General features: G+C 63.3%; 27 protein-coding genes. 14 read left to right on the top strand and 13 right to left on the bottom strand.

From position 1 onward, the window contains the following. A complete protein-coding gene (locus V1283_RS39610) occupies positions 1-441 on the top strand; it encodes an EamA family transporter (RefSeq protein WP_334391990.1) in 441 nt (146 codons plus the stop codon). Here the strand turns inward: V1283_RS39610 and V1283_RS39605 are convergent, their stop codons facing one another. The 3 genes from V1283_RS39605 to V1283_RS39595 form a co-directional block, all read right to left on the bottom strand. Further along, complete coding sequence (locus V1283_RS39605; RefSeq protein ID WP_334391989.1) at positions 442-1,341, bottom strand: DMT family transporter; 900 nt, start codon at positions 1,339-1,341, stop codon at positions 442-444. 245 nt (positions 1,342-1,586) lie between these two features. Continuing rightward, entirely contained in the window at positions 1,587-2,345 is a 759-nt protein-coding gene (gene ubiG, locus V1283_RS39600) for a bifunctional 2-polyprenyl-6-hydroxyphenol methylase/3-demethylubiquinol 3-O-methyltransferase UbiG (protein ID WP_334391988.1), read from the bottom strand. Positions 2,346-2,348: 3 nt separating this feature from the next. Next, the gene (locus tag V1283_RS39595) at positions 2,349-2,828 is read right to left on the bottom strand and encodes a PH domain-containing protein (protein ID WP_334391987.1); all 480 of its coding nucleotides are present in this window, start codon (positions 2,826-2,828) and stop codon (positions 2,349-2,351) included. A gap of 174 nt (positions 2,829-3,002) precedes the next feature. On the opposite strand from V1283_RS39595, the gene V1283_RS39590 reads away from it, so the two are divergent. From V1283_RS39590 to V1283_RS39570, 5 genes are all read left to right on the top strand, one after another. Next, positions 3,003-4,256 (top strand): aspartate kinase, encoded by a 1,254-nt coding sequence (locus tag V1283_RS39590; protein WP_334391986.1) that lies wholly within the window; start codon positions 3,003-3,005, stop codon positions 4,254-4,256. 327 nt (positions 4,257-4,583) lie between these two features. Further along, complete coding sequence (gene ptsP, locus V1283_RS39585) at positions 4,584-6,851, top strand: phosphoenolpyruvate--protein phosphotransferase (protein WP_334391985.1); 2,268 nt, start codon at positions 4,584-4,586, stop codon at positions 6,849-6,851. Positions 6,852-6,906: 55 nt separating this feature from the next. Beyond that, the gene (gene prfA, locus V1283_RS39580; RefSeq protein ID WP_334391984.1) at positions 6,907-7,986 is read left to right on the top strand and encodes a peptide chain release factor 1; all 1,080 of its coding nucleotides are present in this window, start codon (positions 6,907-6,909) and stop codon (positions 7,984-7,986) included. Positions 7,987-8,149: 163 nt separating this feature from the next. Continuing rightward, on the top strand, positions 8,150-9,031 hold the full coding sequence (gene prmC / locus V1283_RS39575; protein WP_334391983.1) for a peptide chain release factor N(5)-glutamine methyltransferase: 882 nt from the start codon (positions 8,150-8,152) through the stop codon (positions 9,029-9,031). Positions 9,032-9,521: 490 nt separating this feature from the next. Continuing rightward, the gene (locus V1283_RS39570; RefSeq protein ID WP_334391982.1) at positions 9,522-10,280 is read left to right on the top strand and encodes a DUF4167 domain-containing protein; all 759 of its coding nucleotides are present in this window, start codon (positions 9,522-9,524) and stop codon (positions 10,278-10,280) included. Between the two features lie 152 nt (positions 10,281-10,432). Here the strand turns inward: V1283_RS39570 and V1283_RS39565 are convergent, their stop codons facing one another. Continuing rightward, the gene (locus V1283_RS39565; protein WP_334391981.1) at positions 10,433-11,179 is read right to left on the bottom strand and encodes a methyltransferase domain-containing protein; all 747 of its coding nucleotides are present in this window, start codon (positions 11,177-11,179) and stop codon (positions 10,433-10,435) included. Between the two features lie 222 nt (positions 11,180-11,401). On the opposite strand from V1283_RS39565, the gene gloB reads away from it, so the two are divergent. Together gloB and V1283_RS39555 are read left to right on the top strand one after the other, a co-directional pair. Further along, positions 11,402-12,169 carry a hydroxyacylglutathione hydrolase gene (gene gloB, locus V1283_RS39560; RefSeq protein WP_334391980.1) on the top strand — a complete coding sequence of 256 codons (768 nt, stop codon included), beginning with the start codon at positions 11,402-11,404 and terminating at the stop codon, positions 12,167-12,169. Next, a complete protein-coding gene (locus V1283_RS39555) occupies positions 12,169-12,600 on the top strand; it encodes a cupin domain-containing protein (RefSeq protein WP_442895816.1) in 432 nt (143 codons plus the stop codon). The genes gloB and V1283_RS39555 overlap by 1 nt, the downstream gene beginning before the upstream one ends. An 87-nt stretch (positions 12,601-12,687) precedes the next feature. On the opposite strand, the gene yddG is transcribed toward V1283_RS39555, so the two are convergent. The 3 genes from yddG to V1283_RS39540 all read right to left on the bottom strand — a co-directional run bounded on the left by yddG (position 12,688) and on the right by V1283_RS39540 (position 15,801). After that, a complete protein-coding gene (yddG, locus tag V1283_RS39550) occupies positions 12,688-13,560 on the bottom strand; it encodes an aromatic amino acid exporter YddG (protein WP_334391979.1) in 873 nt (290 codons plus the stop codon). A gap of 134 nt (positions 13,561-13,694) precedes the next feature. Next, positions 13,695-14,420, bottom strand: coding sequence for an acetoacetyl-CoA reductase (gene phbB / locus V1283_RS39545; protein WP_334391978.1), 726 nt, complete (start codon positions 14,418-14,420; stop codon positions 13,695-13,697). A gap of 202 nt (positions 14,421-14,622) precedes the next feature. Continuing rightward, positions 14,623-15,801: an acetyl-CoA C-acetyltransferase gene (locus V1283_RS39540; RefSeq protein ID WP_334391977.1), complete on the bottom strand. Its 1,179-nt coding sequence runs from the start codon at positions 15,799-15,801 to the stop codon at positions 14,623-14,625. 304 nt (positions 15,802-16,105) lie between these two features. Here V1283_RS39540 and phaR point away from each other — a divergent pair, with 304 nt between their 5' ends. After that, positions 16,106-16,705, top strand: coding sequence for a polyhydroxyalkanoate synthesis repressor PhaR (phaR, locus tag V1283_RS39535; RefSeq protein ID WP_334391976.1), 600 nt, complete (start codon positions 16,106-16,108; stop codon positions 16,703-16,705). 164 nt (positions 16,706-16,869) lie between these two features. On the opposite strand, the gene V1283_RS39530 is transcribed toward phaR, so the two are convergent. Beyond that, positions 16,870-18,564, bottom strand: a complete 1,695-nt coding sequence (locus tag V1283_RS39530; RefSeq protein WP_334391975.1) for a bifunctional diguanylate cyclase/phosphodiesterase — start codon at positions 18,562-18,564, stop codon at positions 16,870-16,872. Positions 18,565-18,791: 227 nt separating this feature from the next. Between V1283_RS39530 and V1283_RS39525 the strand changes: the two genes are divergently transcribed. Next, complete coding sequence (locus V1283_RS39525) at positions 18,792-19,070, top strand: hypothetical protein (protein ID WP_334391974.1); 279 nt, start codon at positions 18,792-18,794, stop codon at positions 19,068-19,070. A 1-nt stretch (position 19,071) separates the two neighbouring features. On the opposite strand, the gene V1283_RS39520 is transcribed toward V1283_RS39525, so the two are convergent. From V1283_RS39520 to mtgA, 3 genes are all read right to left on the bottom strand, one after another. Then, on the bottom strand, positions 19,072-19,827 hold the full coding sequence (locus V1283_RS39520) for a hypothetical protein (RefSeq protein ID WP_334391973.1): 756 nt from the start codon (positions 19,825-19,827) through the stop codon (positions 19,072-19,074). 137 nt (positions 19,828-19,964) lie between these two features. Continuing rightward, a complete protein-coding gene (gene rpmF / locus V1283_RS39515; protein WP_028347701.1) occupies positions 19,965-20,147 on the bottom strand; it encodes a 50S ribosomal protein L32 in 183 nt (60 codons plus the stop codon). Between the two features lie 153 nt (positions 20,148-20,300). Next, complete coding sequence (gene mtgA / locus V1283_RS39510) at positions 20,301-20,978, bottom strand: monofunctional biosynthetic peptidoglycan transglycosylase (protein ID WP_334391972.1); 678 nt, start codon at positions 20,976-20,978, stop codon at positions 20,301-20,303. A 177-nt stretch (positions 20,979-21,155) separates the two neighbouring features. Between mtgA and V1283_RS39505 the strand changes: the two genes are divergently transcribed. Both V1283_RS39505 and V1283_RS39500 read left to right on the top strand, forming a co-directional pair. Then, the gene (locus V1283_RS39505) at positions 21,156-22,076 is read left to right on the top strand and encodes a polyprenyl synthetase family protein (RefSeq protein ID WP_334391971.1); all 921 of its coding nucleotides are present in this window, start codon (positions 21,156-21,158) and stop codon (positions 22,074-22,076) included. Positions 22,077-22,094: 18 nt separating this feature from the next. Beyond that, entirely contained in the window at positions 22,095-22,775 is a 681-nt protein-coding gene (locus tag V1283_RS39500) for a DUF1345 domain-containing protein (protein ID WP_334391970.1), read from the top strand. Positions 22,776-22,833: 58 nt separating this feature from the next. On the opposite strand, the gene V1283_RS39495 is transcribed toward V1283_RS39500, so the two are convergent. Then, the gene (locus V1283_RS39495; RefSeq protein ID WP_334391969.1) at positions 22,834-24,612 is read right to left on the bottom strand and encodes a caspase family protein; all 1,779 of its coding nucleotides are present in this window, start codon (positions 24,610-24,612) and stop codon (positions 22,834-22,836) included. A 239-nt stretch (positions 24,613-24,851) separates the two neighbouring features. Then, the gene (locus tag V1283_RS39490; protein ID WP_334391968.1) at positions 24,852-25,280 is read right to left on the bottom strand and encodes a GFA family protein; all 429 of its coding nucleotides are present in this window, start codon (positions 25,278-25,280) and stop codon (positions 24,852-24,854) included. Positions 25,281-25,380: 100 nt separating this feature from the next. Here V1283_RS39490 and V1283_RS39485 point away from each other — a divergent pair, with 100 nt between their 5' ends. After that, entirely contained in the window at positions 25,381-25,755 is a 375-nt protein-coding gene (locus tag V1283_RS39485) for a nuclear transport factor 2 family protein (RefSeq protein WP_334391967.1), read from the top strand. A 40-nt stretch (positions 25,756-25,795) separates the two neighbouring features. Then, positions 25,796-26,170, top strand: a complete 375-nt coding sequence (locus V1283_RS39480) for a nuclear transport factor 2 family protein (protein WP_334391966.1) — start codon at positions 25,796-25,798, stop codon at positions 26,168-26,170. Positions 26,171-26,176 lie beyond the last annotated feature (6 nt).

Raw genomic sequence — 26,176 nt, 5'->3', positions numbered from 1 at the left:
ATGAGCCCGGACACGTATCCGTCCTGGTTGGTCTGGGCCCTGCTCTCGGCCGGATTCGCGGCGCTGACCGCAATTTTCGCCAAGATCGGCGTCGAGGACATCAATTCCGATCTCGCCACCTTGATCCGCACCGTCGTCGTGCTGATCAGCCTGTCGCTGATTTTGTTCGCGACCGGTCAGTTCAGCCAATCGGGACCCATCTCGACCAGAAGCTGGGTATTCCTGCTGCTGTCCGGACTCGGCACCGGCGCATCCTGGATCTGCTATTTCCGTGCGCTCAAGCTCGGCCCCGCAACGCTGGTCGCACCGATCGATAAATTGAGCGTCGTGCTGGTGGCACTGTTCGGCGTGGTCTTTCTCGGCGAACGGCCTTCATTCAACGGCTGGGTCGGCATAGCCTTGATCGCCACAGGCGCCGTCCTGATCGCCGTCAAGCGCTAGCTACACCGCCACCAACAACGCCACGCCGATCACGATCAAGGCGATACCCGAGAGTTCACGCGCCGACAGCGGCTGCTTGAATGAATAATACGCCACTCCTTGCGCGAACAGCACCTCGACCAACGCCAGCGTGCGCACGTTCGCAGCCGCCGTCAGCGCAAATGCCAGGAACCAGAATTGCGAGGCGAACGCGCCCATGAAGCCCGCGAGCATCGAGGGCTTCCACAATCCAAAAATCTTCCTGAGCACGTCGGGCGCGCGAAACAGCAGATAAATCGTCAGCACCAGCGTCTGGACGAACAGCCCGAGCACCAGCGTGAACGACGCCACCGTCACAAAGGAAACTCCGGGCACGCTGATGATGGCGCCGCGAAAGCCGATGGCCGAAAGCGCGAAGCAACCGGCGGCGACCAGGCCAATGATGGTCGGCTTCAGCTCGGCAAAACCCTTTTCGCCGCCCGGCCGCAGCGCCGTGATGACCACGCCGATGGTCGCGATCATGATCGCGACCACTTTCAGCACGGTCAAATGATCGCCGAGGAAGATGAAGCCAAAGATCGCGGTCTGGATCGCTTCGGTCTTCAGATACGCCGTCGTCACCACGAACGAGCGGTCGTTCATCGCCAGCAGCATCAGACCCGTCGCGACGATCTGGCTCAGCGAGCCGAGCAATAGCCACGGCCAGAAGGCTATCGTCGGCCACGGCACGCTGTCACCGGTCACCGCGACCACGACGACAAAGAAGATGATCGAGAACGGAAAGCCAAACAGGAAGCGGATGTTGGTCGCACCCCAGGTCCCGAGCGGCCCCGTCAACGATCGCTGCATCGCATTGCGGGCGACCTGGCCCAGCGCAGCGATGATGGTGAAGGGAATCCAGAGCGAGGCGACGGTGAACATGGGAAATTCCGGCGGGAAACTGACGCACCGTGCCGGTCGGCATCGGCGCGGTCAACCGGAACGGCGTCATGACAGGATTGCGTGCCGAAATTCTCTCGTCGTCCCTGCGAACGCAGGGACCCATACCGCGTGATCTCTCATGTGAGCACAATTGGCAGACGTCTCGTAACCCAACCAGCGCCGCGGCGTATGGGTCCCTGCGTTCGCAGGGACGACACCGGTTGCGTTGCTAGGATGTGGGACGACTACACCCCCTCCGCCACCACCATGTAGTTCACGTCCATGTCGGACGAGATGCTCCATCGATCGGCGAGCGGGTTATAGACGACGCCGGCCTGCTCGGTGATAGTGAGCTTGTTGTTGGCGAGATGCTGGGCGAGTTCGTCGGGGGTAACGAACTTGTCCCACTGGTGGGTCCCGCGCGGCAGCCAGCGCAGCACATATTCCGCGCCGACGATCGCAAGCGCAAAGCTCTTCCAGTTGCGGTTCAGCGTCGAGACCACCATCAACCCGCCCGGCTTGACCATGGCCGCACAGCGGGAAAGAAACGCGCCGACATCGGTGACATGCTCGATCACTTCCATCGCCAGCACGATGTCGAAGCGCTCGCGCACGTCCATCGCCTCGACCGTGGTGCAGCGATAGTCGATCGACAGATGTCCCTTGTCGGCGTGCAGCTTGGCAGCGGCAATATTGGTCGCCGACGGATCGATCCCGATCACCTGTGCGCCCAGCCGCGTGAACGGCTCGCACAACAACCCGGCCCCACAGCCGATATCGAGAATGCGCAGGCCCGACAGGCAACTCAGGCTCCTGGCGTTGCGATCGAACTTGCGGCATGCGGCGTCGCGGATATAGGCGAGCCGCAGCGGATTGATCTTGTGCAGCGGGGCCATCTTGCCCTTGGGGTCCCACCACTCGTCGGACAGTTTTGAGAATTTTGCGACTTCGGCCGGATCGACCGTCGAGCCGGTGGCGGCGGAGGAGTTTTGCTGCATAGCCATGCTTTACGTACCGGCCGGTCGTGCGGTGATGGCATTGCGAAACGACAGTGGCGAAGCGATCATATCGAGGGTCTTTCCACCCTCGCCGACTCCCAGGACCGTTACGTCGCCGTAGTTGAGGATGCGACCGAGGATGCTCTGGTTGACGTCAACGCTCTCAACCTTGTCCACACTCATCTCGAACGTTTGCCGTTTAACAAAGCCGGTCTTGTGGACGACTCGGAAATTGGTGACGTCGGTCTCGGTGGTCCAGCGATGGAACCAGGCGGTTGCCGTCTTGTACAACGCAGCGATGGCTGAAATCGCCGCCAGCGACAGACAGATCAGTACGGGTGCGCCCGCCGGCACCATGCCCGAGAGTACCAGGAGCACGCCCGCTACAATCCAGCCGACGATCGCCGGCAGGAAAAATATCCAGTGCGCGTTGGTCGAATACAGCACCTTCTCGCCGGGTTGCAGGATTTCGTCGATATACCGGCCCATACGCCTGTCCTGAATTAACCCGCTACTACAGCCATTTGCGTCAAAAATGGACCGAAAACCAAGCTGGTTGCTTGCTCCGGACCGCGCCGCTATGTATACGCCGCTTTCGGCCCGGGCGCTCCAATTTCCGTGCGGGTCACCATACTTATCCTCACAGGGAATGCACGCGTCGTCATGGGCCGCCTCGTGATGAAATTCGGCGGCACGTCCGTCGCAAATATCGACCGAATCCGCAACGTCGCGCGTCACGTCAAGCGCGAAGTCGACGCCGGACACGATGTCGCCGTCGTCGTGTCGGCCATGGCCGGCAAGACCAACGAGCTGGTGGACTGGTGTCGCGACGCCTCGCCGCTGCATGATGCGCGCGAATATGACGCCGTGGTGGCATCCGGCGAACAGGTGACCTCGGGCCTGCTCGCGATCGTGCTGCAGGGCATCGGCATCCAGGCCCGCTCCTGGCAGGGCTGGCAGATCCCGATCAAGACCTCCGACGCCCACGCCTCGGCGCGGATTCTCGAGATCGACGGCACCGAGATCATCAACCGTTTCGCCGATCGCAAGGAAGTCGCCGTCATTGCCGGCTTTCAGGGTATCAATCCGCAGACTAACCGAATCACCACGCTCGGGCGCGGCGGCTCGGACACCTCGGCGGTGGCCATTGCGGCCGCGATTCGCGCCGACCGGTGCGACATCTATACCGACGTCGACGGCGTCTACACCACCGATCCGCGGGTGGTTCCCAAGGCGCGGCGGCTGGACAAGATCGCCTTCGAGGAGATGCTGGAACTGGCCTCGCTGGGCGCCAAGGTCCTGCAGGTGCGCTCGGTGGAACTCGGCATGGTGCACAACATGCCCGTATTCGTCCGTTCCAGCTTCGACAAGCCCGAGGATATCGACCCGCACGGCACGCCGCCGGGCACGCTGATCTGCAGCGAGGAGGAAATCATGGAAAGCCACGTCGTCACCGGCATCGCCTTCACCAAGGACGAAGCCCAGATTTCGCTGCGCCAGATCGAGGACAAGCCCGGCGTTGCCGCCGCGATCTTCGGCCCGCTGGCGGACGTCAACATCAATGTCGACATGATCGTCCAGAACGTCTCCGAGGACGGCAAGACCACCGATCTCACCTTCACCGTTCCGGCCTCCGACTATAACCGCGCCCGCGACACCATCGCCGCTTCGAAGGGCAAGATCGGCTATGCACGGCTCGACAGCGCCACCGACGTGTCGAAGGTCTCCGTGATCGGCAGCGGCATGCGCAGCCATGCCGGCGTCGCGGCAAAGGCGTTCAAGGCGTTGTCGGAGCGCAATATCAACATCCGCGCCATTACCACCTCCGAGATCAAGTTTTCGGTGCTGATCGACGCCGCCTACACCGAACTTGCGGTGCGCACGCTGCACACGCTCTACGGGCTCGACCAGACTTAGAACGATTTTCTCTCAAATTTGGCGCATGGTCTGAATCGCCAACCGGCGGCGTTTTGACAGACCATGCGCTTCGCTGGCGCAGCATCCGCCCTGACGCACACGTTATTGGTTCTGGCAGGCGTTTTGCTTGGCAAAACAAGCCTCGATTGGCTATACGGCCTGTGAGGTGGGTTGCCGCAAAACTGCGCCACGGTTTTGGCGATCCCGATTCGGCCGGGATCAGGTGCCTGCGGCCGCGCCGAATGAATAAAATTGTAGTTTTTCGTGCGTTTCACGCCAGCTGCCGGCCACCCGGTGGGCTGGACTCGCGGGGGAGGATACCAGCAGATGCGGAGCACGTCGGGAGGTCCCCGCGTCTTGTTGAGACGGCTCCGCGAAACCATGGCGGAGAAGGTCTCGGCCCAGGAGCGCCTGGACAAGATCGTGGTGCTGATCGCGGCCAACATGGTGGCCGAGGTCTGCTCCTGTTATGTGCTGCGCATCGATAACACGCTCGAACTTTATGCCACCGAAGGTCTGAACCGCGACGCGGTGCACCGAACGGTGCTGAACGCGCATGAGGGCCTCGTCGGCCTGGTCGCCAGCGAAGCGAGCCCGCTCAACCTCTCGGACGCGCAAAGCCACCCGGCGTTCTCGTTCCGGCCCGAAACCGGCGAAGAAATCTACCATTCGTTCCTCGGCGTGCCGATCCTGCGGGCCGGCAATACGCTCGGCGTGCTGGTCGTCCAGAACCGCGCCAAGCGCACCTATGTCGAGGAAGAGGTCGAGGCGCTGCAGACCACCGCCATGGTGCTGGCGGAAATGATCGCCTCCGGCGAACTGGCGGCGCTGGCGCAACCCGGCGCGGAACCGGCGGCGCGGCATTCCCTGCACAAAACGGGTGCGATCCTCTCCGACGGCATCGCGCTCGGCCATGTCGTGCTGCACGAGCCGCGCGTCGTCATCACCAACTACATCGCCGAAGACCTCCCGAAGGAAATCAAGAAGCTGGATGCTGCGCTGACCAAGCTGCGCGCCGATCTCGACCGCATGCTGGAGCGCGGCGACGTCGCCGAGGGCGGCGAGCACCGCGAGGTGCTGGAAGCCTATCGGATGTTCGCCAACGACCACGGCTGGTCGCACAAATTGCACGAGGCGGTCGCCACCGGCCTCACCGCCGAAGCCGCCGTCGAACGCGTGCAGTCCGACACCCGCGCGCGCATGCTGCGTTCGACCGATCCTTATCTGCGCGACCGCCTGCATGATCTGGAAGACCTCGGCCATCGCCTGATGCGGCAATTGGTGGGACAGGATCACGCGCCGTCGCGCGAGCAATTGCCTGAGAACGCCATCCTGATCGCGCGCGCGATGGGACCGGCGGCCCTGCTCGACTACGACCGCAAGCGGCTGCGCGGCCTGGTGCTGGAGGAAGGCACCGCCAACTCCCATGTCTCGATCGTGGCGCGCGCGCTCGGCATTCCCGCGGTCGGCGAGGTGCCGAACGCGCCCGGCATCGCCGATCCCGGCGACGCCATCATCGTCGACGGCACTTCGGGCTCGATCTATATCCGCCCGTCGGCCGAGATCGAATCGGCCTATGCCGAGCGGGTGCGGTTTCGGGCGCGGCGGCAGGCGCAGTATGCCGCGCTGCGTGACATGCCTTGCGTCACCAGGGACGGCCAGCCGGTCGAACTGATGATCAATGCGGGCCTCGTGATCGACCTGCCGCATATCGACGATACCGGTAGCGCCGGCATCGGGCTGTTCCGTACCGAACTGCAGTTCATGGTCGGCCAGAGCCTGCCGCGTAGCTCGGACCAGCTCGCGCTCTATCGCACCGTGCTGGACGCCGCCGGTGTCAAGCCCGTGACGTTCCGCACCCTCGATATCGGCGGCGACAAGGCGCTGCCCTATATGGAGACCGTGATCGAGGAAAATCCCGCGCTCGGCTGGCGGGCGATCCGGCTCGGGCTGGACCGGCCAGGACTATTGCGCGGCCAGATCCGCGCGCTGCTGCGGGCCGGCGGCGGCCGCGCACTGAGGATCATGTTCCCGATGATTTCGGATGTCGCCGAGTTCGACCAGGCCAAGGCGATCGTCGAGCGCGAGCTGACATACTTGCGCCAGCACGGCCACGCGCTGCCGGAACGGATCGATGTCGGCACCATGGTGGAAGTGCCGGCGCTGCTCTATCAGCTCGACGAACTTCTGAAGAAGGTCGATTTCGTTTCGGTCGGATCGAACGACCTGTTCCAGTTCATGTTCGCGGTCGACCGCGGCAACGCCAAGGTTTCCGAGCGGTTCGACACCATGTCCGCGCCGATCATGCGTGCGCTGCGCGACATCGTGCGCAAGGCGCAGGCGGCGAAGAAGACGGCATCGCTGTGCGGCGAGATGGCCTCAAAGCCGCTCGGCGCGCTGGCCCTGATTGCGCTGGGCTACCGCTCGCTGTCGCTGTCGGCCACCGCCCACGGTCCGGTGAAGGCGATGATCCTGGACCTCGACGCCAAGAAGGCCGAGGCTGCGATCATGCCGTTGCTCGACGCGCCGGCCGGCAGCGTCTCCATCCGGAAGAAACTGACGGAATTCGCGGAGGCCGAGGGGCTGTCGTTGTAGCGAGGCTCGGTCCCAACAACTCAACCGTCCGCACCCGCCTCCCGAGAACCACGCCATGCTACCCGAAGCCAAACTCGATATCCTGCTCGCCCACCACGCCTCGTTGGAGGCCGAACTGCTGGGCCAGTTGAATTCCGAAAAATACGTCCAGATCACGCGCGAACTCGCCGAGCTCAACCCGCTGATCGATGCGGTGAAGGACTATCGCGCGGCGCGGGCCGAGATTTCGGGCGCCGAACAGCTGCTGGCGGATTCCGCCACCGACCCCGAAATGCGCAGCATGGCCGAAGCCGAGCTCGAAACGCTGCAGGCACGGGTGGCCGAACTGGGGCAGAAGATTCGCGTGGCGCTGCTGCCCAAGGACGCCATGGACGACCGCAACGTGATGCTGGAAATCCGCGCCGGCACCGGCGGTGACGAAGCCTCATTGTTCGCCGGCGACCTGTTCCGGATGTATGAGCGGTTTGCTGCCTTGCAGGGCTGGAAGGTCGAGGTGATCTCGGCCTCCGAAGGCACCATGGGCGGCTACAAGGAAATCGTCGCCGAGGTGCAGGGCCGCGGCGCGTTCGCCAAGCTGAAGTTTGAATCCGGCGTACACCGGGTGCAGCGTGTGCCCGACACCGAAACGCAGGGGCGCATTCACACTTCAGCGGCTACGGTCGCCGTGCTGCCCGAGGTCGAGGATGTCGACGTCGACATCAAGACCGACGATTTGCGGATCGAGACCATGCGCGCGCAGGGCGCCGGCGGTCAGCACGTCAACAAGACCGAATCAGCGATCCGCATCACCCACATCCCGACCGGCATCGTGGTCATGATGCAGGACAGTCGCTCGCAGCATAAAAACCGTGCCTCCGCGATGAACATCCTGCGCTCGCGCATCTATGACGCCGAGCGGCAGCGCGTCGATGCCGCGCGGTCCGCGGACCGCAAGGAGAAGGTCGGCTCCGGCGATCGAAGCGAGCGCATCCGCACCTATAATTTCCCGCAAGGCCGCGTCACCGACCACCGCATCAACCTGACGCTCTACAAATTGCCGCAGGTGATTTCGGGCGAAGCGCTGGGCGAATTGATCGACGCGCTGACCACCGAGCACCAGGCCGCGCAGCTTGCAGCGCAAGGCGCTGCGGCGTGAGCGGCAACCTCACCGTCGTCCCTGCGAAAGCAGGGACCCATAACCACCAGCGTTCTTTGTTACTCAAGATATCGACCCACACCGCCCAAATCGAAAGGCTGCGGCGTATGGGTCCCTGCTTTCGCAGGGACGACGTGTGGGGGGATTTGCGCGAGAACACCGCATGACGGATTTCGCCGACCAAACTGTCGAGGCCGCGCGGCGCGCACTTACCGCACAATTCAAAACCGCCGCCATCGATTCGGCCGAACTCGACGCGCGGATTCTGACAGGCCATGCACTCGGCCTCGACCTGACCGGCTTGATATCGGCCGCACGGCGCCAACTCACCTCGGACGAGTCGGCACGCCTCGACGAATTCGCCCGCCGTCGCCTCGCGGGCGAACCGGTCGCCCGTATTCTCGGGCAAAAGGAATTCTGGGGACTGCCGCTGCAACTTTCGCCCGCGACGCTGGTGCCGCGGCCGGACACCGAGACGGTAGTCGAACTGGCGCTGCAGATGCTGCGCGCAGGCGGCGAACTCGATCGTTCGTTGCGTATCGCCGATCTCGGCACCGGTTCAGGTGCAATTCTGTTGGCGCTGTTGTCCGAGTTGCCTGCAGCGAAGGGATTCGGAACCGACATTTCGGAGGAAGCCTTGCAAACCGCCAAGTCCAACGCCGCGCGCGCAGGCCTGTCGGATCGCGCGACATTCATCGCCTGCGATTATGCGAGCGGATTGGCTGGCCTGTTCGATCTGATCGTTTCGAATCCGCCCTATATCCGCTCGTCGGACATTGCCGGTCTGGCGGCGGAGGTGGCGAATCACGATCCGCTGGCCGCGCTCGACGGCGGCGCCGACGGGCTGGACGCCTACCGCACGCTGATTCCCCAGGCAGCCCGTCTTTTGGCGCCGGGCGCCCTCCTGGTCGTCGAAGCCGGACAAGACCAAAGCGGCCTGATTGAAGCCCTGATGACAGCGGCAGGGTTAACGCCCGCAACAGCCCCCAAAGCGGACCTGGCGGGCATTCCGAGGGCGGTGGCGGGCCACAAAATGGCCCGATAAAGTCCTTTTGGAACGCAAAAAAACCCCTTGGAATATTCCCCGGGAGCGACTACGTTCCGGCCACAACATCGGTCCAGGGTTACTGGCCCCGTAAGACGATGCGGGTGAGGCCAGAGTTCTCGAAACGAGAGCCCGCCGGGTGAAAGGTTCCAAAAGCAGGTCGAATTGAGCGCAATAGCTGGAGCTGTGCTGCTCTCGACCGTAAAGCGAACGAAAGCCTGATATTGCGCTTGAAGACTTACGCAACAGCTGGTCACGCGAAGCCGTCACGCAAGACGATTAGGCTGGTTTTGGCAGGCTGAACGATTTTGGTCCGGCGGGCGAATGTACGCCGCCGGTTGGGGAACGCGTCTTTGCTGAACGCGATGGTTGGCGAAATCGACGACATGAATCTGAACGGCATCGTGATTCGGTGCACCTCGGCGCGCGCCGGGTCGGATCAGGCTACGACGGCAACTGCATAACTTCAGGGCTGGAATAAAGGCGAGACATGAGAAACGGTCAGAACAACAAGCGGATGCGTAACCGGAATAATAACAACAACAACAACAGCAACAACAATAACCGGCGCGGTCAAAACCCGATGACCCGGGTGTTCGAATCGAACGGGCCCGATATCAAGATCCGCGGCACCGCCTCGCACGTCGCCGAAAAATACGTTCAGCTGGCGCGTGACGCGCGCTCTTCCGGCGACCCGGTCGCGGCCGAGAACTACTACCAGCACGCCGAACATTATTTCCGCCTGATCGCAGCCGCGCAGGAGCAGTTCCGGCAGAACCAGCCGCAGCCGCGCGTCGACACCGAAATGCAGCCTACGACGGAAGACGGCGACGACGATGGCGAGAGCTTCTCGCATTTCGGCCAGGAACCGGGCTTCGCCCCGCAGCAGCCGCAGCCCTACGTCCGCGACAACAATCCGCGTGATCAGCGCGGCGACGGCCAGCCTTACCGCGACCAGCAGCCGCGCGAGCATCATCGCGAACGCGAGCACCGTCCGCAGCCGCAATATCAGCCGCAACCCCAGTCCCAGCCGCAGCCGGTGATTGCCGACACCGGCGGTGGCGTCGATCGCCTGCCCTCCTTCATCACCGGCCCGCAGCCGCAGGTGAACGGCGCACCGGGCGGGTATGAAGAGGGCCGCGGCGGTGAGCGTTTCCCGCGCCGGCGCCGCCGGCCGCATGGCCCGCGCCCCGACAGCATGGCCGCGCCTGCCGCCCCCGGCGAAGATTTCAACCCGGGGAATGAGTAGCTAGCGGCAACGCCCGCTATCTCGTCGTCCCCGCGAACGCGGGGACCCATACGCCGCGGCCCTCGTTTGAGGCACGCGGATCGACGACCTTTCAAACAAATATCGCCTGTGGTTATGGGTCCCCGCGTTCGCGGGGACGACCCGTTGAGAGACTACGCGTTATCCCTTGTCGCCGTCGACGACGGCACCAGCACCGGCTCCAGCGACGGAATCAACCGCGTGCGTTCGCGCCCCGCGGGGATCGCGCGATAGACCTGTTTGGTCGCCTCCACGATATGCACACCGGCGAACGGCAACGATAGCGCGGCGCCAACGCGCTCCCACGCCATCGCCGACCGCAAAAACCAGCTATTGCCGACCGGCGGCAGGAACAGCGCCTCGCCCCATGCCGCCGGCGTGAACCAGGTCTGCCGCAGCAATTGCGTGATCTGCGCGCGCGAATAGGGCCGGCCGTGGCCGAACGGCGTGTTGTCGGTGCGCGTCCACACGCCGCGCCGGTTCGGGATGACAGCGATCAGCCTCCCCGACGGCGCCAGCACCCGCCACACCTCGCGCAGTAGCCGCTCCGGATCGTCGGACATTTCCAGCGCATGAACCAGCAGGATGCGGTCCACCGCGGCGTCCGGCAGCGGCATCGAAAACTCATCGATCAGGGTCGCCAGCGCCGGTCGCGCCGTCGGCCATTTCAACACCCCCTGCGCCGCCGGCATGAAGGCGATGCAGCGCTCGGAATCCTCGCGAAACAGGCCGAGATAGGGCGTCGGGTAGCCCAGCCCGAGCACGCGCTGCCCGGCCGCATCGGGCCAGCGCGCCCGGATGCCACGATTGATCAACTGCCGCGCCACAATGCCGAGGCGCTGCGAATAGAAATCGCGGAGATCGATGACGTCGATGGTCATGGGCGCAATCTACCACACCGTGTTTCGTTGCGGCGCGCCGAAAATGGCATTGCCGCGCAAGCGTTAACGCCATATTTCTTTTAGAATTGGAGCATGATCCGGAAAAGTGGAAACCGGTTTTCCGAAAAGATCATGCTCAAACAATGAGATGAGATCATGATGCGGTTCTATCAAATCGCATCATGATCTCATGGGGCTGAAAGCCTTAACCACGGAGCTATCATGGCCGCGGAAATTCGCACCTTCACCTGCCTCAGCGACAATTTCGGTTATTTGATCCACGATCCCGCGACCAAGGCCACCGCATCGATCGACGCGCCGGAAGCCGGCCCGATCATCAAGGCGCTGGAGCGCGAGGGCTGGACGCTGACGGATATTCTCGTCACGCATCACCATCACGACCATGTCGGCGGTGTCGCCGAATTGAAGCAGAAATATAATTGCCGGGTCGTCGCTCCCAACGACAAATCCACCAAGATCGCCAATGTCGACCTGCGCGCCATCAATGGCGATGTGATCAAGGTCGGCAGCCTGCTGGCGCGAGTGCTGGAAACACCTGGCCACACGCTCGATCATATCTCCTACGTGTTCGACACCGAAAAGGCGGTGTTCGCTGCCGACACGCTGTTCTCGATCGGCTGCGGCCGGGTGTTCGAGGGCAATTATCCCATGATGTGGGATTCGCTGTTGAAGCTGCGCGCGCTGCCGGACGATTTCAAACTCTATTGCGGCCATGAGTATACGGCGTCGAACGTCAAGTTCGCGCTCACGGTCGACGGCGATAACCCCGCGTTGAAGGCGCGCGCCGAGGAAGTGACGCGACTGCGTGCCGAGAACAAGCCGACGATCCCGGTGCTGCTGGGCGAGGAAAAGAAAGCCAACGTGTTCCTGCGCGCCGACGAACCGTCGGTGGCGGCGAAGCTGCACATGAAGGGCGCGAGCGCCGAAAAAGTGTTCGGTGAATTGCGCGAACGCAAGAACAAGTCCTGATGGCGCTGCCGAAAGCCGCCGCCGACATCATCGCGCAGCTTGACCTGAAGCCGCATCCCGAAGGCGGCCATTATCGCGAGACCTTTCGCGACCAGAGCATGGATGCCGATGGACGCTCGCGATCAACCGCGATCTATTTTCTGCTGGCGCGCGGCGAGCGCTCGCACTGGCATCGCATCGATGCGGTCGAGGTTTGGCACTACTACGCGGGCGCGTCGCTAAGCCTGCAAATTTCTGATGACGAGGGACAGCGCAGCATCAAGCTCGGCCCCAATCTCGCTGCCGACGAAGTGCCGCAGGCGATCGTTCCGCCGCATGCCTGGCAGGCGGCCGAAAGCAATGGCGACTGGACGCTGGTCGGCTGCACCGTCGCGCCAGGATTCGAATTTGCGAAATTCGAGCTGGCGCCGAAAGGTTGGGAGCCAACGTAAAGTCTGCAGGGTGGGCAAAGCGCAGCGTGCCCACCCTCTATCTACACATGTATCCTTGAATGGTGGGCACGCTTCGCTTTGCCCACCCTACGGATTCGTCTTCCACACCATGTCCTTCGCCGCGATCAGGCCGCCGCCGGCGATAAGGATCGCGGCGATGGCGATGGTGGCGGTCGGCTGCGCATAACCGGCCAAGATCAGAAACGCCGTCGACAATAGCGGCGTCGCGTAGGACGCGGCGCCGAGCACGCGGATATCGCCGCGTTTCATGCCGATGTCCCAGACGAAGAACGCAGCCCCCACGGGGCCAACGCCAAGCGCAATGATCGCCAGCCACTGCCCGACCGTCTCAGGCCACACCGTAGTCTCGACCATGCCATGCACGAGCGCGGCGAGCAGCGCTGTGGCGAGACAGAAGCCCGCCACCGCATCGGTCGGCACCGCCTTGAGCTTGCGCGACATCACCGAATAGGCCGCCCATACAAAAGCGGCAACGAAGGCTGCGGCAAGCCCCGGTATCTGGCCGGGCGCAAAGCTCGCGCCATTGCCGGCAAACAGCAGCACCGTGCCCGCAAGCCCGAGCAGCGCGCCGACGATGTGATGCGGCGCCAGACGTTCGCCGGGCAGCAGCGACGAGAACAGCACGATCAACAGCGGCCAGAGATAGTTCAACAACCCCGCTTCGGCCGGCGGCGCGAAGCGCAGCGCGAGGAAATACAGCGCGTGATAGCCGAACAGGCCGCCGACGCCGACGACCCAGGCCACCAGCGGCTGCTTGAGCGCATTGAAGGCGGCGGGCCGGAACAGGAAGCTGGCGAATGCGACCAGCGCGCCGATCGCGAACGTCATGGCGGCGAGCTGGAACGCCGGAATCTTTCCGGTCGCAACCGTCAGCACCGACAGCAGCGACCACATCAGGATCGCGGTCAGTCCGATCAGCGTAGCGGCACGGGGAGTCATTGGCACGTCATTGCGAGTGAACCGAAGCAATCCAACATTCTTGCATACCGAAAATGGATTGCTTCGTCGCTATCCGCCTTCACTCTTTGAGCTACGGCGGATGAGCCGCTCCTCGCAATGACGACAAGCCAATATCACGCGTGATACTGGCCGCCATTCACGGTCAGCGTCGAGCCCGTGATGAAGCCAGCCTCGTCGGCAGCGAGGAACACGACTGCGCGTGCAATCTCCTCGGGTTCGCCGAGGCGATTGACGGGAATCTGCGGAATGACGTTCTTTTCCAGAACTTCCTTCGGCACCGCCTGCACCATTTCGGTGTTGATGTAGCCGGGGCAGATCACATTCACGGTGATGCCGCCCTTGGCGTTTTCGAGCGCCAGCGCCTTGGTGAAGCCGATATCGCCGGCCTTGGCCGCCGAGTAATTGACCTGGCCGAACTGGCCCTTCTGCCCGTTGATCGAGGAGATCGAGATGACGCGGCCGAACTTGCGGGCGCGCATGCCTTCGATCACCGGACGCGTCATGTTGAAGAGCGAACCGAGATTGGTATTGATGACCGCGGTCCACTGCTCAAGTGTCATTTTGTGGAAGGCGGTATCCTTGGTGATGCCGGCATTGTTGACCAGCACGTCGACCGGTCCGAGATCGGCCTCGACCTGCTTGACGCCGGCGGCGCAGGCGTCAAACGAGCTGACGTCCCATTTGTAGACGGGAATGCCGGTCTCGGACTTGAACTTCTCGGCCGCGGCGTCATTGCCGGCGTAGCTCGCCGCCACCTTGTAGCCGGCTGCTTTCAGCGCCTTGCTGATCGCAGCTCCAATGCCCCTCGTACCCCCCGTAACCAATGCAACACGTGCCATGTCGTAGTCCTCCTTGATGGTCTTTTTAATACGCCGGAATTGTCCCGGTCTTTTGACGAATCTTCAGGCTTTGCAGCGTTTCTTGAAAACGCTTGCGGAGATGAAAATGCCCGGCGCGAGACCGGGCATTTCATCTTTACCAATTCGAGATCGGGCTGCGAGATGATCTTTTCATCATTCAACCAGTCACTCTGCCTTTAGTTCAGTCGCGTGCGATGCACATCGCGATACCCATGCCGCCGCCGATGCACAGCGTGGCGAGACCCTTCTTGGCATCGCGCTTCTGCATCTCGTGCAGCAGCGTCACCAGCACGCGCGCGCCCGACGCACCGACCGGGTGGCCGATCGCGATCGCGCCGCCATTGACGTTGACCTTGCCGGTATCCCAGCCGAGGTCCTTGTTGACCGCACAGGCCTGCGCCGCGAACGCCTCGTTGGCCTCGATCAGGTCGAGGTCGCCGATGTTCCAGCCCGCCTTCTTCAGCGCGGCGCGGGAAGCCGGGATCGGCCCGGTGCCCATGATCTTGGGATCGACGCCGGCCTGGCCCCACGACACGATGCGGCCGAGCACTTTCTTGCCTTCCTTGGCGGCCTGCTTGGCGGTCATCAGCACGACTGCCGCGGCGCCGTCATTGATGCCGGACGCACTGCCGGCGGTGACGGTGCCGTCCTTCTCGAAAGCCGGCTTCAGCTTCGCCATCGCGTCGATGGTCGCGCCATGGCGCGGATATTCGTCGTCGCTGACGATGATGTCGCCCTTGCGGGTCTTGATGGTGACGGGTGTGATCTCGTCCTTGAACCTGCCGGCCTTCTGCGCCGCCTCGGCCTTGTTCTGCGAGTGAACCGCAAACTCGTCCTGCTGCGCGCGGGTGATCTGGTACTGGCGGGCGACGTTCTCGGCGGTGTTGCCCATGTGGTAGCCGTTGAAGGCGTCCCACAGGCCGTCCTTGATCATGGTGTCGACCAGTTCGAGGCCGCCCATCTTGACGCCGCCGCGCAGATATTGCGCGTGCGGGGCCATGCTCATGGATTCCTGGCCGCCGGCGACCACGATTTCGGAATCGCCGTTGAGCAGCGCCTGATAGCCGAGCGCCACCGTGCGCAGGCCGCTGCCGCAGAGCTGGTTGACGCCCCAGGCCGGGCTTTCCACCGGAATACCGGCAGCGATCGAGGCCTGGCGGGCCGGGTTCTGGCCCTGCGCTGCGGTCAGGATCTGGCCCATGATGACTTCGGAAACGCGGCCCGGCTCGATGCCCGCGCGCTCCAGTGCGGCCTTGATGGCGATGGCGCCGAGGTCATGGGCCGGGGTGGTGGCGAACGCGCCGTTGAAACTGCCGACCGGGGTGCGGGCGGCGCTGACGATGACGACATCGTCTGACATGGACATCTCCTGTGGTTGAGGTTTCTTTTGACGGCGGGCGGCCGGACGGCGTGCCTGTCTCTCACCTTATCCTGTTAACCCCGTTGACCCATGTCAATCGGCCAGAGCCCAAAATCCTGCCGCGGCGCATTCAAATTGATCCCCATGAGGGTTTCCATAGCAGCGTCCATGCCTTGGAATTAACCGTGCCGCACAAAACGGTAGCCGAACGGCATTGAAAATGCTTACTTTGCTGCGTTGCGTTGCTCGTCTGCCCTTCGGCGATGCCGTCGGGTTCCCCGCTCTCGGTGTATTGTGTGAGCTTATGGCAAAGTCAGACCAACCCACGACCATCAAGAAATACGCCAACCGGCGGCTCTATAATACCGGCACCAGCACCTATGTGACGCTCGAGGATCTCGCGGCGATGGTGAAGGATGGCGAGGATTTTCTCGTCTACGACGCCAAGACCGGCGATGACATCACCCGCTCGGTGCTGGCGCAAATCATCTTCGAGCAGGAAAACAAGGCCGGACAGAATTTGTTGCCGACCACTTTCCTGCGGCAGTTGATCCGCTTCTACGGCGACAGCATGCAGATGGTGGTGCCGAAATATCTGGAGCAGTCGATCGACACGTTGACGCGCGAACAGGAAAAATTCCGCAAGCAGCTCACCAACACGTTCAGTGGAACGCCGTTTGCGCCGCTCGAGGAACATGTCCGCCGCAACATGGAATTGTTTCAGCAGACGTTCTCGATGTTCAAGCCGTTCGTGCCGCCGCGCCCCGGATCGACGTCGCCCGAGCCGGAGAAGATGCCGGAGCCGGCGCCAGACGAAGACAATATCGACGATCTTCGCCGCCAGATGAAGGACATGCAGGAGCGCCTGGAGCGCATGTCGAAAGAGCCGAAGAAGGAAGAGTGATCTTCTCTGCTGAAACTGGTTGGAATTCTCGTCATGGCCGGGCTCGTCCCGGCCATCCACGTTTTTGGCCGTAGCCCAGGTGGAGCGCAGCGAAATCCGGGGCAGTCTATCAACCGGCCTGAGTTTTCCCGGATTGCGCTTCGCTTCATCCGGGCTACGCGTGACTACCCCGCCGCCGGCAACACTGTTTCAGCCGCCGGCGCAGCCCACGGCCGTTCCGGCGAGGCCAGTCCGATCAGGCGGCCCTGGATGTAATCGCAGCCCCATTCACGCAGCATCACGGCGGCTTCCTCGTCCTGCACCCATTCCGCCACCGTCTTGATCTGCAGGCGGTTCGCCAGATCGATCAGCGTATGCACGAAGGCGCGATCGTCCGCGGAGCGTGCAATGTTCTGTACGAAGGCACCGTCGATCTTCACGATATCGACGCCGAGCTTGCGCAAGTTTCGGAATGAAGTGTAACCGGCGCCGAAATCGTCGATCGCGATCTGGCTGCCGAAATTCTTCAAGCGGGTCACAAAGCCACGAACATCGTCGATATCCTGGATCGCGACCGTTTCAGTGATCTCGACGATCAGCCGCTCGCCGGCGCCGGGATAGGCCTGCATCAGCGATTCGATCGAAGTCCACCAGTCCGGGTCCATCGTGGTGTCGGGCGAGATGTTGAGGCTGAGCCGCACGTTCGGCGACGCCGCAAGTTCGGCAACCGCGAGTTCGAGCACGCGGTGGTCGACCAGCCGGATCAGCCCCAGTCGCTCGGCGACCGGGACGATATCGGGCGCCAGCAGCGCCTGCCCGTTCTCCTGCTCCATCCGCACCAGGCACTCGTAGAATGCCGGCTGCCGCGAGCGCGCTTCGACCACCGGTTCGAACGCGGTGACGATACGGCGCTCGTTCAGCGCGGTGACGATCTCGTCGGTGACGCGGATGTTGACGCGGCGCTGGGCGTCGCGTTCGACATTCGGACGCCACAGCGAGAACGATCCGGCGCGGCGGCGCTTGGCGCCATCGAGTGTTTCCTGGACGCGGTTGATGGCCTCATCGGCATTGCGGGCGTAGCGCGGGATGGTGATCGCGCCGATCGAGGCGGTCACCGAGACCGGGCCGGACTTGGTCGGGATCACGTCGTCGCGGATCCCTGCCAGGAAGCGCTCGGCCGCGGTATTGGTGTCGTCGACCGTACAGTTCCTCAGGATCAGCCCGAACTTGTTGCCGGAGAACCGGCCGAGCATGTCGCCGCCGCGCAGCTTGGCGCGGATGCGTTTTCCGACTTCGGCGATGACGGCGTCGGCCACGTCGAAGCCAAAGGCATCGTTGACGCGCGCCAGATGATCGATGCCGATCAACATGAAGGCGCAAGCCGACCGGAAACGCATGGTTTCTTCGATCGTTTCCGCCAGCGCGGCGACGAGATGCGTGCGATTAAGTTCACCGGTCAGCGGGTCATTTCTCGAAAGCCGCATGAGCTGTTCGTCGCGGGCGTGACGCTCGTTGTTGACACGGACGATGCCTTGCGCGCGCACCGGCTTGCCGTCGGGCCCCGCAAACCAGCAACCGGTCTCCTCGATCCAGATCAGGGGCGCCGAGGCCGCGGCCCGTACGCCATATTCGATCCGGTAGGCGACGCCTTCGTTGCCCCGCGCCGGCGCCGATTGAGCGAGCGCCTCGTTGCGGATCGAACGGGAGGGCTCGATCAGCCTGGCGAACCCAGCGCCGCTGACCAGCGCCTCCGCCGGAATATCGGTGAAGACCACGCCGGCATTGTCGCTCCAGGCGATAGTGTCCGCTGTCAGGTCCCAGAGGAAGGCCGCCTGGCCTAGCGAGGCAAGGATGCTGGAGGCTTGCGGGACAGGGGGCATCGGGACGCCTCGATTCGGGACACCGCCGGTGATTCCCGCCGTTTGAGGATAGTGGCTCTTTCCAACGCCAAGCTAGTTCAAGTTCATAAATAATCCGGAAACCATGTTTCACAGACTTTCCGGGCCCGGCCGGAACGAAACGGGGGGAAGCGGCATAGGCCTTGCGAGGTCAGATCGCAGTGGGGGCGTAACGTCCCAAAACGTGACAGTTTAGGTTACGGTGTGCGATGCTGGATATCGATCGATCAGACGAAATCTTGGACGGCGAGTTCGTCAACCTCGACGAGCCGGCCCGTGAGCTGGTGCCGGTGACCCACGTGCACTGGTCGTCGAGACCGGCGCCACGGCCCGATCCAACCTTCGTCGCGCAGCTGATCGCGACTGCCGACCGGGCCCCGCAAACCCGCAGCCTCCGGCGGGCTTCGCTGGCAGATGCACAGACGGCCTATGGCGCCAGCCAGATCCGGCGGTCTGGCACCGGCTTCCGGACGCGGCAAACCATCTAGATCAGCGCTGAGGTGTGTCCGGCTTATCCGGAGATGGCGGAAAGCTCGGACCCGGCTGCAGTCCCGGCGACGGGACCTCCGGTGACCGGACTTCCGGCGACGAGACTTCCGGTGAATGGACTTCCGGAGAATGGACTTCCGGAGACGGCGTTTTCGGCGGGGCCGCTTCGGGTGCGATGGCGGGCGGCACCGGTTTCGGCTCGGGGTGATCCTTCAACACGGATTCGGCAACAGAGGCTGCCGGCGGCACCGATGGCGCAACAGGCGCAGGTGCGGCGGCCGGCGCGGGGTCGAATTGAGGCTCGGCCGGTGGCTCGACTTTTTCGGCTGCCTTTGGCGGAGGTTCGGCGGCTTTTGGCGGAGGTGCAGGTACAGGCGCCGCCGCAACTGCACGGCGGCGCGTTCGCAACGCAAGGCCAGAGAGGAAATCCACCAGCGACAGTGCCGTCATCAGGAAATAGGTCGAGGTACCGAACTTCGGCCACAGCACGAACTCGGCCGCCGCGGCGCCGAACACGATCAGCGACAGCAGATGGTCGGTGAGGTATTTCGCACCGGGGCGCGCGCCCTTGATGACTTCGGCGAGCAGCAGCAGGATGCCGAGCGTGAGCAGCACGTCGCTCAGCGTCACCGTCCATTCCGCGCCCGACATCAACGTCAGCTTCACCAGCGGATCGGTGAACGATACGCTGGGCATCAGGAAGACGATGATGTTGTAGATCGCGAGCGGAATCAGAAGCAGCGGAAAACCGACCATGGGTATCGCGCCTTCCTAGGATAACCGGAACGTCCCCCGGGCGAAGCATCGCTTCGCCCCAATGGAACCGTTGGCCCCACTCGTTGGCCAAATTCGGGCAGACGCCGCCGGAAGCCGCGCCTTATCCCCGAACCCGATCAGGATTCCTTCTTTTTCAGCACCTGCCGGCCCTTGTACATGCCGGTCTTCAGGTCGAGGTGGTGCGGACGGCGCAGTTCGCCGGAATCCTTGTCCTCGGCATAGGTCGGCTTCTTCAGTGCGTCCGCCGAGCGGCGCATGCCACGCCGCGAGGGCGATGTTTTTCTTCTGGGAACGGCCATAACGATCCTCTAGGGGTGTTGTCGGAGGCATCGTCCGAAACCGGACGGCCCAGCGCTGCGCGCAGGGGCTGCGATGCCGATAAGGCCGCGCTTATAGAGGATGGGATGGCGTAAAGCTAGGCCAGCTTGCGGTTAAAGGGGCCGAAAATTGGCTCAAAAAGCACGATTTTCGCTCCAGCAGCGCTGCAAGGCCGCCGCATTGGCCCGCGCCATATACATCCCGGCCAGACGGCGCACCGCGGGACCTGGATTGCGGGCGCTGCGCTTGCCAGGGTTGGGCAGGATCGCCGCCAGCAAGGCGGCCTCGCGCGCCGAAAGCGTCGCGGCCGAGCGGCCGAACGCGTAGAGGGATCCCGCTTCCGCTCCGAATTGCCCGGACGGGCCGAGTTCGGCGATGTTGAGGTAGATTTCCAGGATCCGCTGCTTGGGCAACACAAAATCGATCCACATCGCAAGCGGCAGTTCCAGTGCCTTGCGGACCACGCTGCGGCCCGGCCACAGGAACAGGTTCTTGGCCACCTGCTGGGTGATGGTCGAGCCGCCGCGGGCAGGTTCGCCGTCCTCGGCGTCGTCGATCGCGTCCTGCAGCGCGCCCCAATCGACCCCGCGATGGCTGCAGAATTTGGCGTCTTCGGAGCCCACCACCGAGCGCGGCAGGTAAGGCGAAATCGCATGGAAATCGATCCATTGCCGGGACACCGGCGCGCCCTTAAGCCAGCGCCAGGCCATCAGCGCCGACACCGGATGGCCGGTTCGGTAGAACGGCGTCACCAGATAAGGCAGCAACAGCACCGCAAGCAGGATCAGCACTAAAATTCGGAGAATGCGCAAAATTGGATGCTTCCGGTTCAGCCCAAGCCGGCCCCGGGGCGATCAATAGGCCCCACCCACGTGACATCTCCATGATATCTAGTGCGTTTTCCAGCGCTTTTGTGACCTCCGTCATGGAATTGACGAAGCCGTTGCCATCAACGATTGTCCGGCCAAATTGATCTGGAGCTATTCTTAATGACCACCGCCACAGCCGATTTCACCAAACGCCTGGACCAGACCGCGGAGGACACCGAAGCCCTGCTGGCAAAGCTGCTGTCCGACACGCTGTTGCCGGACGAGATCGCGCGGCCGAAACGGCTGATGGACGCGATGCGCTATTCCAGCCTCAACGGCGGAAAGCGACTGCGCCCTTTTCTGGTGGTCGAAAGTTCGGCCGTGTTCGGGGTTCCGCGGGACGCTGCCTTGCTTGGCGGCGCCGCGCTGGAATGCATCCATTGCTATTCCCTGATCCATGACGACCTGCCGGCGATGGACAACAGCGACCTGCGCCGCGGCCGGCCCACCCTGCACAAGAAGACCGATGACGCCACAGCGATCCTCGCCGGTGACGGTCTGCTGACGCTGGCGTTCGACATCGTCACCCGCGACGAGATCCACAAGGACGCCACGGTGCGCCTGCTCTTGACGCGGGCGCTGGCGCGCGCCTCCGGCATAGGCGGCATGGTCGGCGGCCAGATCCTCGACCTCGCCGGCGAAGGCCGGTTCGGCGACCGCGAGCCGGTCGACGTAGCACGGGTGCAGCAGATGAAGACCGGCGCGCTGTTGCGCTATGGCTGCATCGCAGGCGCGATCCTCGGCCAGTCCTCACAGAAGGAATACCAGGCGCTCGACGATTACGGCCGCGCGCTCGGCGAGGCATTTCAGATCGCCGACGATCTGCTCGACGTCGAGGGCGACGCCGCAGCCCTCGGCAAGCCGGCCGGCGCCGATGCGGCGCTCGGCAAGACCACCTTCGTCACCCAGCTCGGCATCGACGGCGCCAAGCAGCGCGTGCGCGATCTCTTGGCGCGCGCTGATTCCGCGCTGTCGATCTTCGGGGCGAAGGGGGACATGTTGCGGGCAGCCGCGCACTTCGTCGCGGATCGCAAGAACTAGCGCATAGGAAGGCAGCGGATGAGCAAGGAATTCGACGAGGGCCTTGTTCGCTTCCGGAACCTGCCAATGCCGGTCCGCGTCGTTTACGGACGGCCGCGGACCTTCATCGCGATCGCGCTCGGCGCCGCCGTCTTCTTCCTGCTGCCTGATTCACGGCGGCTGGTGACACGTCTCATCGTCGGCTGGGATGTCTTCGCCGCATTCTATCTCGTACTTGCCTACATCATGATGCTGCGCTGTGAGGTCGCCCATATCCGCCGCAGCGCACTGTTGCAGGATGACGGGCGCTTCCTGATCCTGTTGTTGACCGTGTTCGGTGCCCTCGCGAGCCTTGGCGCGATCGTGTTCGAGCTCGGCGTCTCGAAAGGCAATAAGGCCGGGCTAATCCTGGCGGTGGCGACGATCGCGTTGTCATGGGTACTTGTTCACATCGCCTTTGCGCTGCACTACGCGCATGATTTCTATCGCGGCAAAAAGCCGGGCGGCCTGCTGTTTCCAAGCGGTGACGCACATGCCGAGGCAGACTATTGGGATTTCGTCTACTTCTCGTTCGTAATCGGCATGACCGCACAGGTTTCCGATGTCGGCATCACCGACAAGATCATCCGCCGCACTGCGACCGTGCACGGCATCATTTCTTTCGTGTTCAACACGGCCTTGCTGGCGCTGATGGTGAACATCGCGGCGAGCGCGATTTGAAAGCAATTGGCCCCGCTGTCACGGCGCCAATGTGGACTTGATCTGATGCCGGCCGCCGTTACGGGCACACGCCCGACATAATGGCCTGGTAGCCAGTGCAACCCTGCTGGCGTTCGAGGCCGGTAAGCGGACGACCGCTGGATGACATCCCCGGTGCATTCGGGTTCTGAGAACGCGTCACAATAACCTGCCTCGGTTTCCGACCTTCCCGTGCCTCCGGAACCCGCCGCGGTTCCGGCCTGTCGCGCGTTGCCACCGGCTTTTTGGCGCGACGCTTCTCGCATTCATTATCGTCGTTGAGGAACGAGCCCTCGGCACAGGTGATCTTGACGCAGCGGTCGCCATCGGCCTGGAAGCCATGCTCGCAGACCAGCGGACACACCCGTGACGACTTCAGCTTGAGCGTATCGAGCGTATCGACGCTGGCGACCTTGGTGTCGAGCCTGGTTCCGGCGTAGCGGTTGAACTGCGTCAGCGATCGCTGCGAGGCGCTGTTCCAGTTGCCATCGGCGCTGCCGGTCAGGCAGCCGACGCGTCGCAATTCGGCCTGCACCGACTTGGTGACGTCGGCTTGCGGCGGCCCCGCGGCGAGCGCGGCAACGTTCACCGCCTTGTCCTTGTCAGCGTCAGCGGGCGCTGGAGCAGCAACCTTGTCGGCGGCGGCGCTTTCGGTGGCGACGCGCTTCTGTTCGGCCGCGGCCGCCTGGTCCTGCGCCCACTGCTTGGCCTTTTCAGCCGCGATGCGCGCCTGCTCGGCGGCCTTGGCTTCGGCCTCGGCCTTTGCCTGTTGCGACTTCTGGGCCCCCTCGGCGGCGAGCCGCGCCCTCTCCTGTTCGGCCTGCCGCGCTTTTTCGGTCGCCGCGACACGCGTTTCCTCGGCGACGATCTTGTCGAGTTGAAGCTTGGCAAGGCTCGCGTAGAAACCATCGGGATATTGCACGAGGAAGGCGTTGAGCGCGCTCTTGTTGCCGATCTGCAGCGCGAGTTCATAGTCGCGACGGGCTTCGGCCTGCGCACTGGGGGCCGGCGCAGGAGCCGCCGCTGCGGGCGCCGGACGAGGCGCCGGCACCAGCGGCACGTCTTCACCGCCAAGCGAACCATACACAAAGGGCTCCTGCCGATTGTTGGTGGTCTTGAGCACCTCGTCGCGCACGAAACCGAACGCGCGGCGCACGTCGAGCCCGGGCTTCGTCAAATGGTGCGACAGTGCCGTCGTAAACGGGCTGTTCTTGCCGTCACCATCGGCCGCGGTAGAGCCAGCCTTGGCCGAATAGGCGATCAGGACGTTGGGGCTGGTCGGCTCGACCTTCGCCAGGCCCTGCCCGATCGCGCGCGAAGCAACCGTGCGCTTCATGGTCCGGGCGAACGGATTGTCGCGGCAGGCATCGAGAATCACCAGGCGCAGTTTTTTGGCCGGCTCGATCGCGATCAGGATGCGGTCAAGCGAGAGGCCTTCGTCATAGATGTCGGTGTCGCGTTCCAGCCGCGCATCGACGGGGATCAGGTAGTTTCCGCCGTCCACCTCGATGCCGTGGCCGGCGTAATAGACCACCGCGATGTCGGCATCGCGCGCGCGATCGGCGAAGTCGCGCAGCGCGCGACGGGTCTCGGCCGCCGGCAGGTCGCGGCGGGAGTCGACGACGTCGAAACCGGCGTCCTTTAGCGTCGCCGCAATTTTCGAACTATCGTTAACCGGATTGGGCAGCGGTGCGACGTTCTGGTAATTGGAATTGCCGAGCACCAGCGCCACGCGTTTTTCGGCAAAAGCCGGCCCGCTCGCCAACAGGAAGGCGGCGGCTGCAAGTGCCCATCGGCACAACTTTTGCGATCCAGACATCATCATGACTCCTCGGAGCCTCGTACTTTTTTACCACACCGGACTGCCTATCAGAAGCCACAGCCCGGCTTTGTGAGTTAGGTCACGATCCACGCGGACGTGAATTGTGCCTCGCTATATCCTTAGTCGGGCCAGCGCCCCGTCGGTTCGGCCATGGCCGATCACCTTTTCCGCCAGGTTTCCCGTCCAGATATGAACCTCCGGCGACGGGCATGTATTCCCGGAGCAGCGTGAGCCGCTCAACGCGGCACGACATGCTCCCGGTATTGCGGGAGGTCGTCCGTGATCGCGAACCACGGTGCCTTGGAGCCGACAAAAATGTGAGCGGTCGGGCGGATCGAGGGATCGTCGACCAGCGTGCCCATAGCGACATGGACGAAAGCGCCTTCACGCACCACCGAATAGAGCAACGAGCCGCATTTTCGGCAATGCGCGTCGTGGGCGGCCTCGTCGCCATAGATCATGAGATCGTCCTCGCCCCTGGTGACGCTGAATTTGTCGCGCGCGATGCCGGCGAACGGCTTGAATGCCGCACCGGTGGTGCGCCGGCAATTCGAGCAATGGCAGTTCAAGGCGTAACCGAACTCGTCAGCCACGGCGTAGCTGACCGCGCGGCAAAAGCATTCTCCGGCAAGAATGCGAGTATTCGATTTTGCTGAACCCGTCACCTGCAACTCCTCGCAACCGTGATGAGGTCAGCCTAGCGCAATGAAGCGGTTCGTGGCTTAATTCAGCTCGACAAATTTCTTTTCGCCGGGAGGAACTGCCGTGAGTCACGACCGATCGACCGTGGAAGCCGTGGTCAAGAACTATTTCGATGGCCTGTATGAGGGCGATGCCGACAAGCTCGGCGCGATCTTCGACGCCACCGCCGATTTGCGCTGGCTGGAGAAGGGCGAGTTGCAGGTGCTGACCGTGCCGGACTGGCTCGATCGCGTGCGCAAGCGCCCCTCCGCCAGGGCTGAAGGCAAGCCGCGCGAGGATTTCATCGTCACGATCGACCGCTCCGATGATCAGACCGCCTTCATCAAGGTGCGCTGCCAGTTGCCGCCGCGCTATTTCACCGATTATCTGGTGGCGATGAAACTGCGTGACGGCTGGAAGATCGTCTCGAAATCCTACCGTTACGATCTGCGCGAGTAGGGCTTTGCGAACCGGGTAGAATCCTGCGGGAGGACAAACCGTGAGTCTTGATCGTTCTACCGTCGAGGCGGTCGTCCAACACTATTTTGATGGCGTCCACGAGGGGGATGCCGACAAGCTGGCCGCGATCTTCCATCCCTCCGCCGACCTGCGTTCGCTGGAAAAAGGCGAACTGCAGGTTCTTCACTTGCCTGCCTGGCTGAACTGGATGAGGAAGCGGCCGTCCGCCAAGGCGGAGGGCAAGCCGCGCGAGGATTTCATCGTCATGATCGACCGCTCCGATGATCAGACCGCCTTCATCAAGGTGCGCTGCCAATTGCCGCCGCGTTATTTCACCGATTATCTGGTGGCGATGAAATTGAACGACGGCTGGAAGATCGTGTCCAAATCCTATCGCTACGATCTGCGCGCGTAAGATCCA

The organism is Bradyrhizobium sp. AZCC 2262 (assembly GCF_036924535.1).
GTDB lineage: Bacteria > Pseudomonadota > Alphaproteobacteria > Rhizobiales > Xanthobacteraceae > Bradyrhizobium.
Note: the sequence above shows the minus strand (reverse complement) of the source record. Positions and strands in the feature narration are given on the sequence as shown.

Coding starts and splice junctions, on each gene's coding strand:
- V1283_RS39505 (WP_334391971.1), top strand. CDS start 21,156: ATGACCACCGCCACAGCCGATTTCACCAAACGCCTGGACCAGACCGCG.
- V1283_RS39495 (WP_334391969.1), bottom strand. CDS start 24,612: ATGTCTGGATCGCAAAAGTTGTGCCGATGGGCACTTGCAGCCGCCGCC.
- yddG (WP_334391979.1), bottom strand. CDS start 13,560: ATGACTCCCCGTGCCGCTACGCTGATCGGACTGACCGCGATCCTGATG.
- V1283_RS39590 (WP_334391986.1), top strand. CDS start 3,003: ATGGGCCGCCTCGTGATGAAATTCGGCGGCACGTCCGTCGCAAATATC.
- prfA (WP_334391984.1), top strand. CDS start 6,907: ATGCTACCCGAAGCCAAACTCGATATCCTGCTCGCCCACCACGCCTCG.
- prmC (WP_334391983.1), top strand. CDS start 8,150: ATGACGGATTTCGCCGACCAAACTGTCGAGGCCGCGCGGCGCGCACTT.
- V1283_RS39540 (WP_334391977.1), bottom strand. CDS start 15,801: ATGTCAGACGATGTCGTCATCGTCAGCGCCGCCCGCACCCCGGTCGGC.
- ubiG (WP_334391988.1), bottom strand. CDS start 2,345: ATGGCTATGCAGCAAAACTCCTCCGCCGCCACCGGCTCGACGGTCGAT.
- V1283_RS39610 (WP_334391990.1), top strand. CDS start 1: ATGAGCCCGGACACGTATCCGTCCTGGTTGGTCTGGGCCCTGCTCTCG.
- V1283_RS39500 (WP_334391970.1), top strand. CDS start 22,095: ATGAGCAAGGAATTCGACGAGGGCCTTGTTCGCTTCCGGAACCTGCCA.
- V1283_RS39555 (WP_442895816.1), top strand. CDS start 12,169: ATGGCGCTGCCGAAAGCCGCCGCCGACATCATCGCGCAGCTTGACCTG.
- gloB (WP_334391980.1), top strand. CDS start 11,402: ATGGCCGCGGAAATTCGCACCTTCACCTGCCTCAGCGACAATTTCGGT.
- V1283_RS39530 (WP_334391975.1), bottom strand. CDS start 18,564: ATGCCCCCTGTCCCGCAAGCCTCCAGCATCCTTGCCTCGCTAGGCCAG.
- V1283_RS39565 (WP_334391981.1), bottom strand. CDS start 11,179: ATGACCATCGACGTCATCGATCTCCGCGATTTCTATTCGCAGCGCCTC.
- phaR (WP_334391976.1), top strand. CDS start 16,106: ATGGCAAAGTCAGACCAACCCACGACCATCAAGAAATACGCCAACCGG.
- phbB (WP_334391978.1), bottom strand. CDS start 14,420: ATGGCACGTGTTGCATTGGTTACGGGGGGTACGAGGGGCATTGGAGCT.
- V1283_RS39520 (WP_334391973.1), bottom strand. CDS start 19,827: ATGGTCGGTTTTCCGCTGCTTCTGATTCCGCTCGCGATCTACAACATC.
- V1283_RS39525 (WP_334391974.1), top strand. CDS start 18,792: ATGCTGGATATCGATCGATCAGACGAAATCTTGGACGGCGAGTTCGTC.
- rpmF (WP_028347701.1), bottom strand. CDS start 20,147: ATGGCCGTTCCCAGAAGAAAAACATCGCCCTCGCGGCGTGGCATGCGC.
- ptsP (WP_334391985.1), top strand. CDS start 4,584: ATGCGGAGCACGTCGGGAGGTCCCCGCGTCTTGTTGAGACGGCTCCGC.
- V1283_RS39570 (WP_334391982.1), top strand. CDS start 9,522: ATGAGAAACGGTCAGAACAACAAGCGGATGCGTAACCGGAATAATAAC.
- V1283_RS39605 (WP_334391989.1), bottom strand. CDS start 1,341: ATGTTCACCGTCGCCTCGCTCTGGATTCCCTTCACCATCATCGCTGCG.
- V1283_RS39595 (WP_334391987.1), bottom strand. CDS start 2,828: ATGGGCCGGTATATCGACGAAATCCTGCAACCCGGCGAGAAGGTGCTG.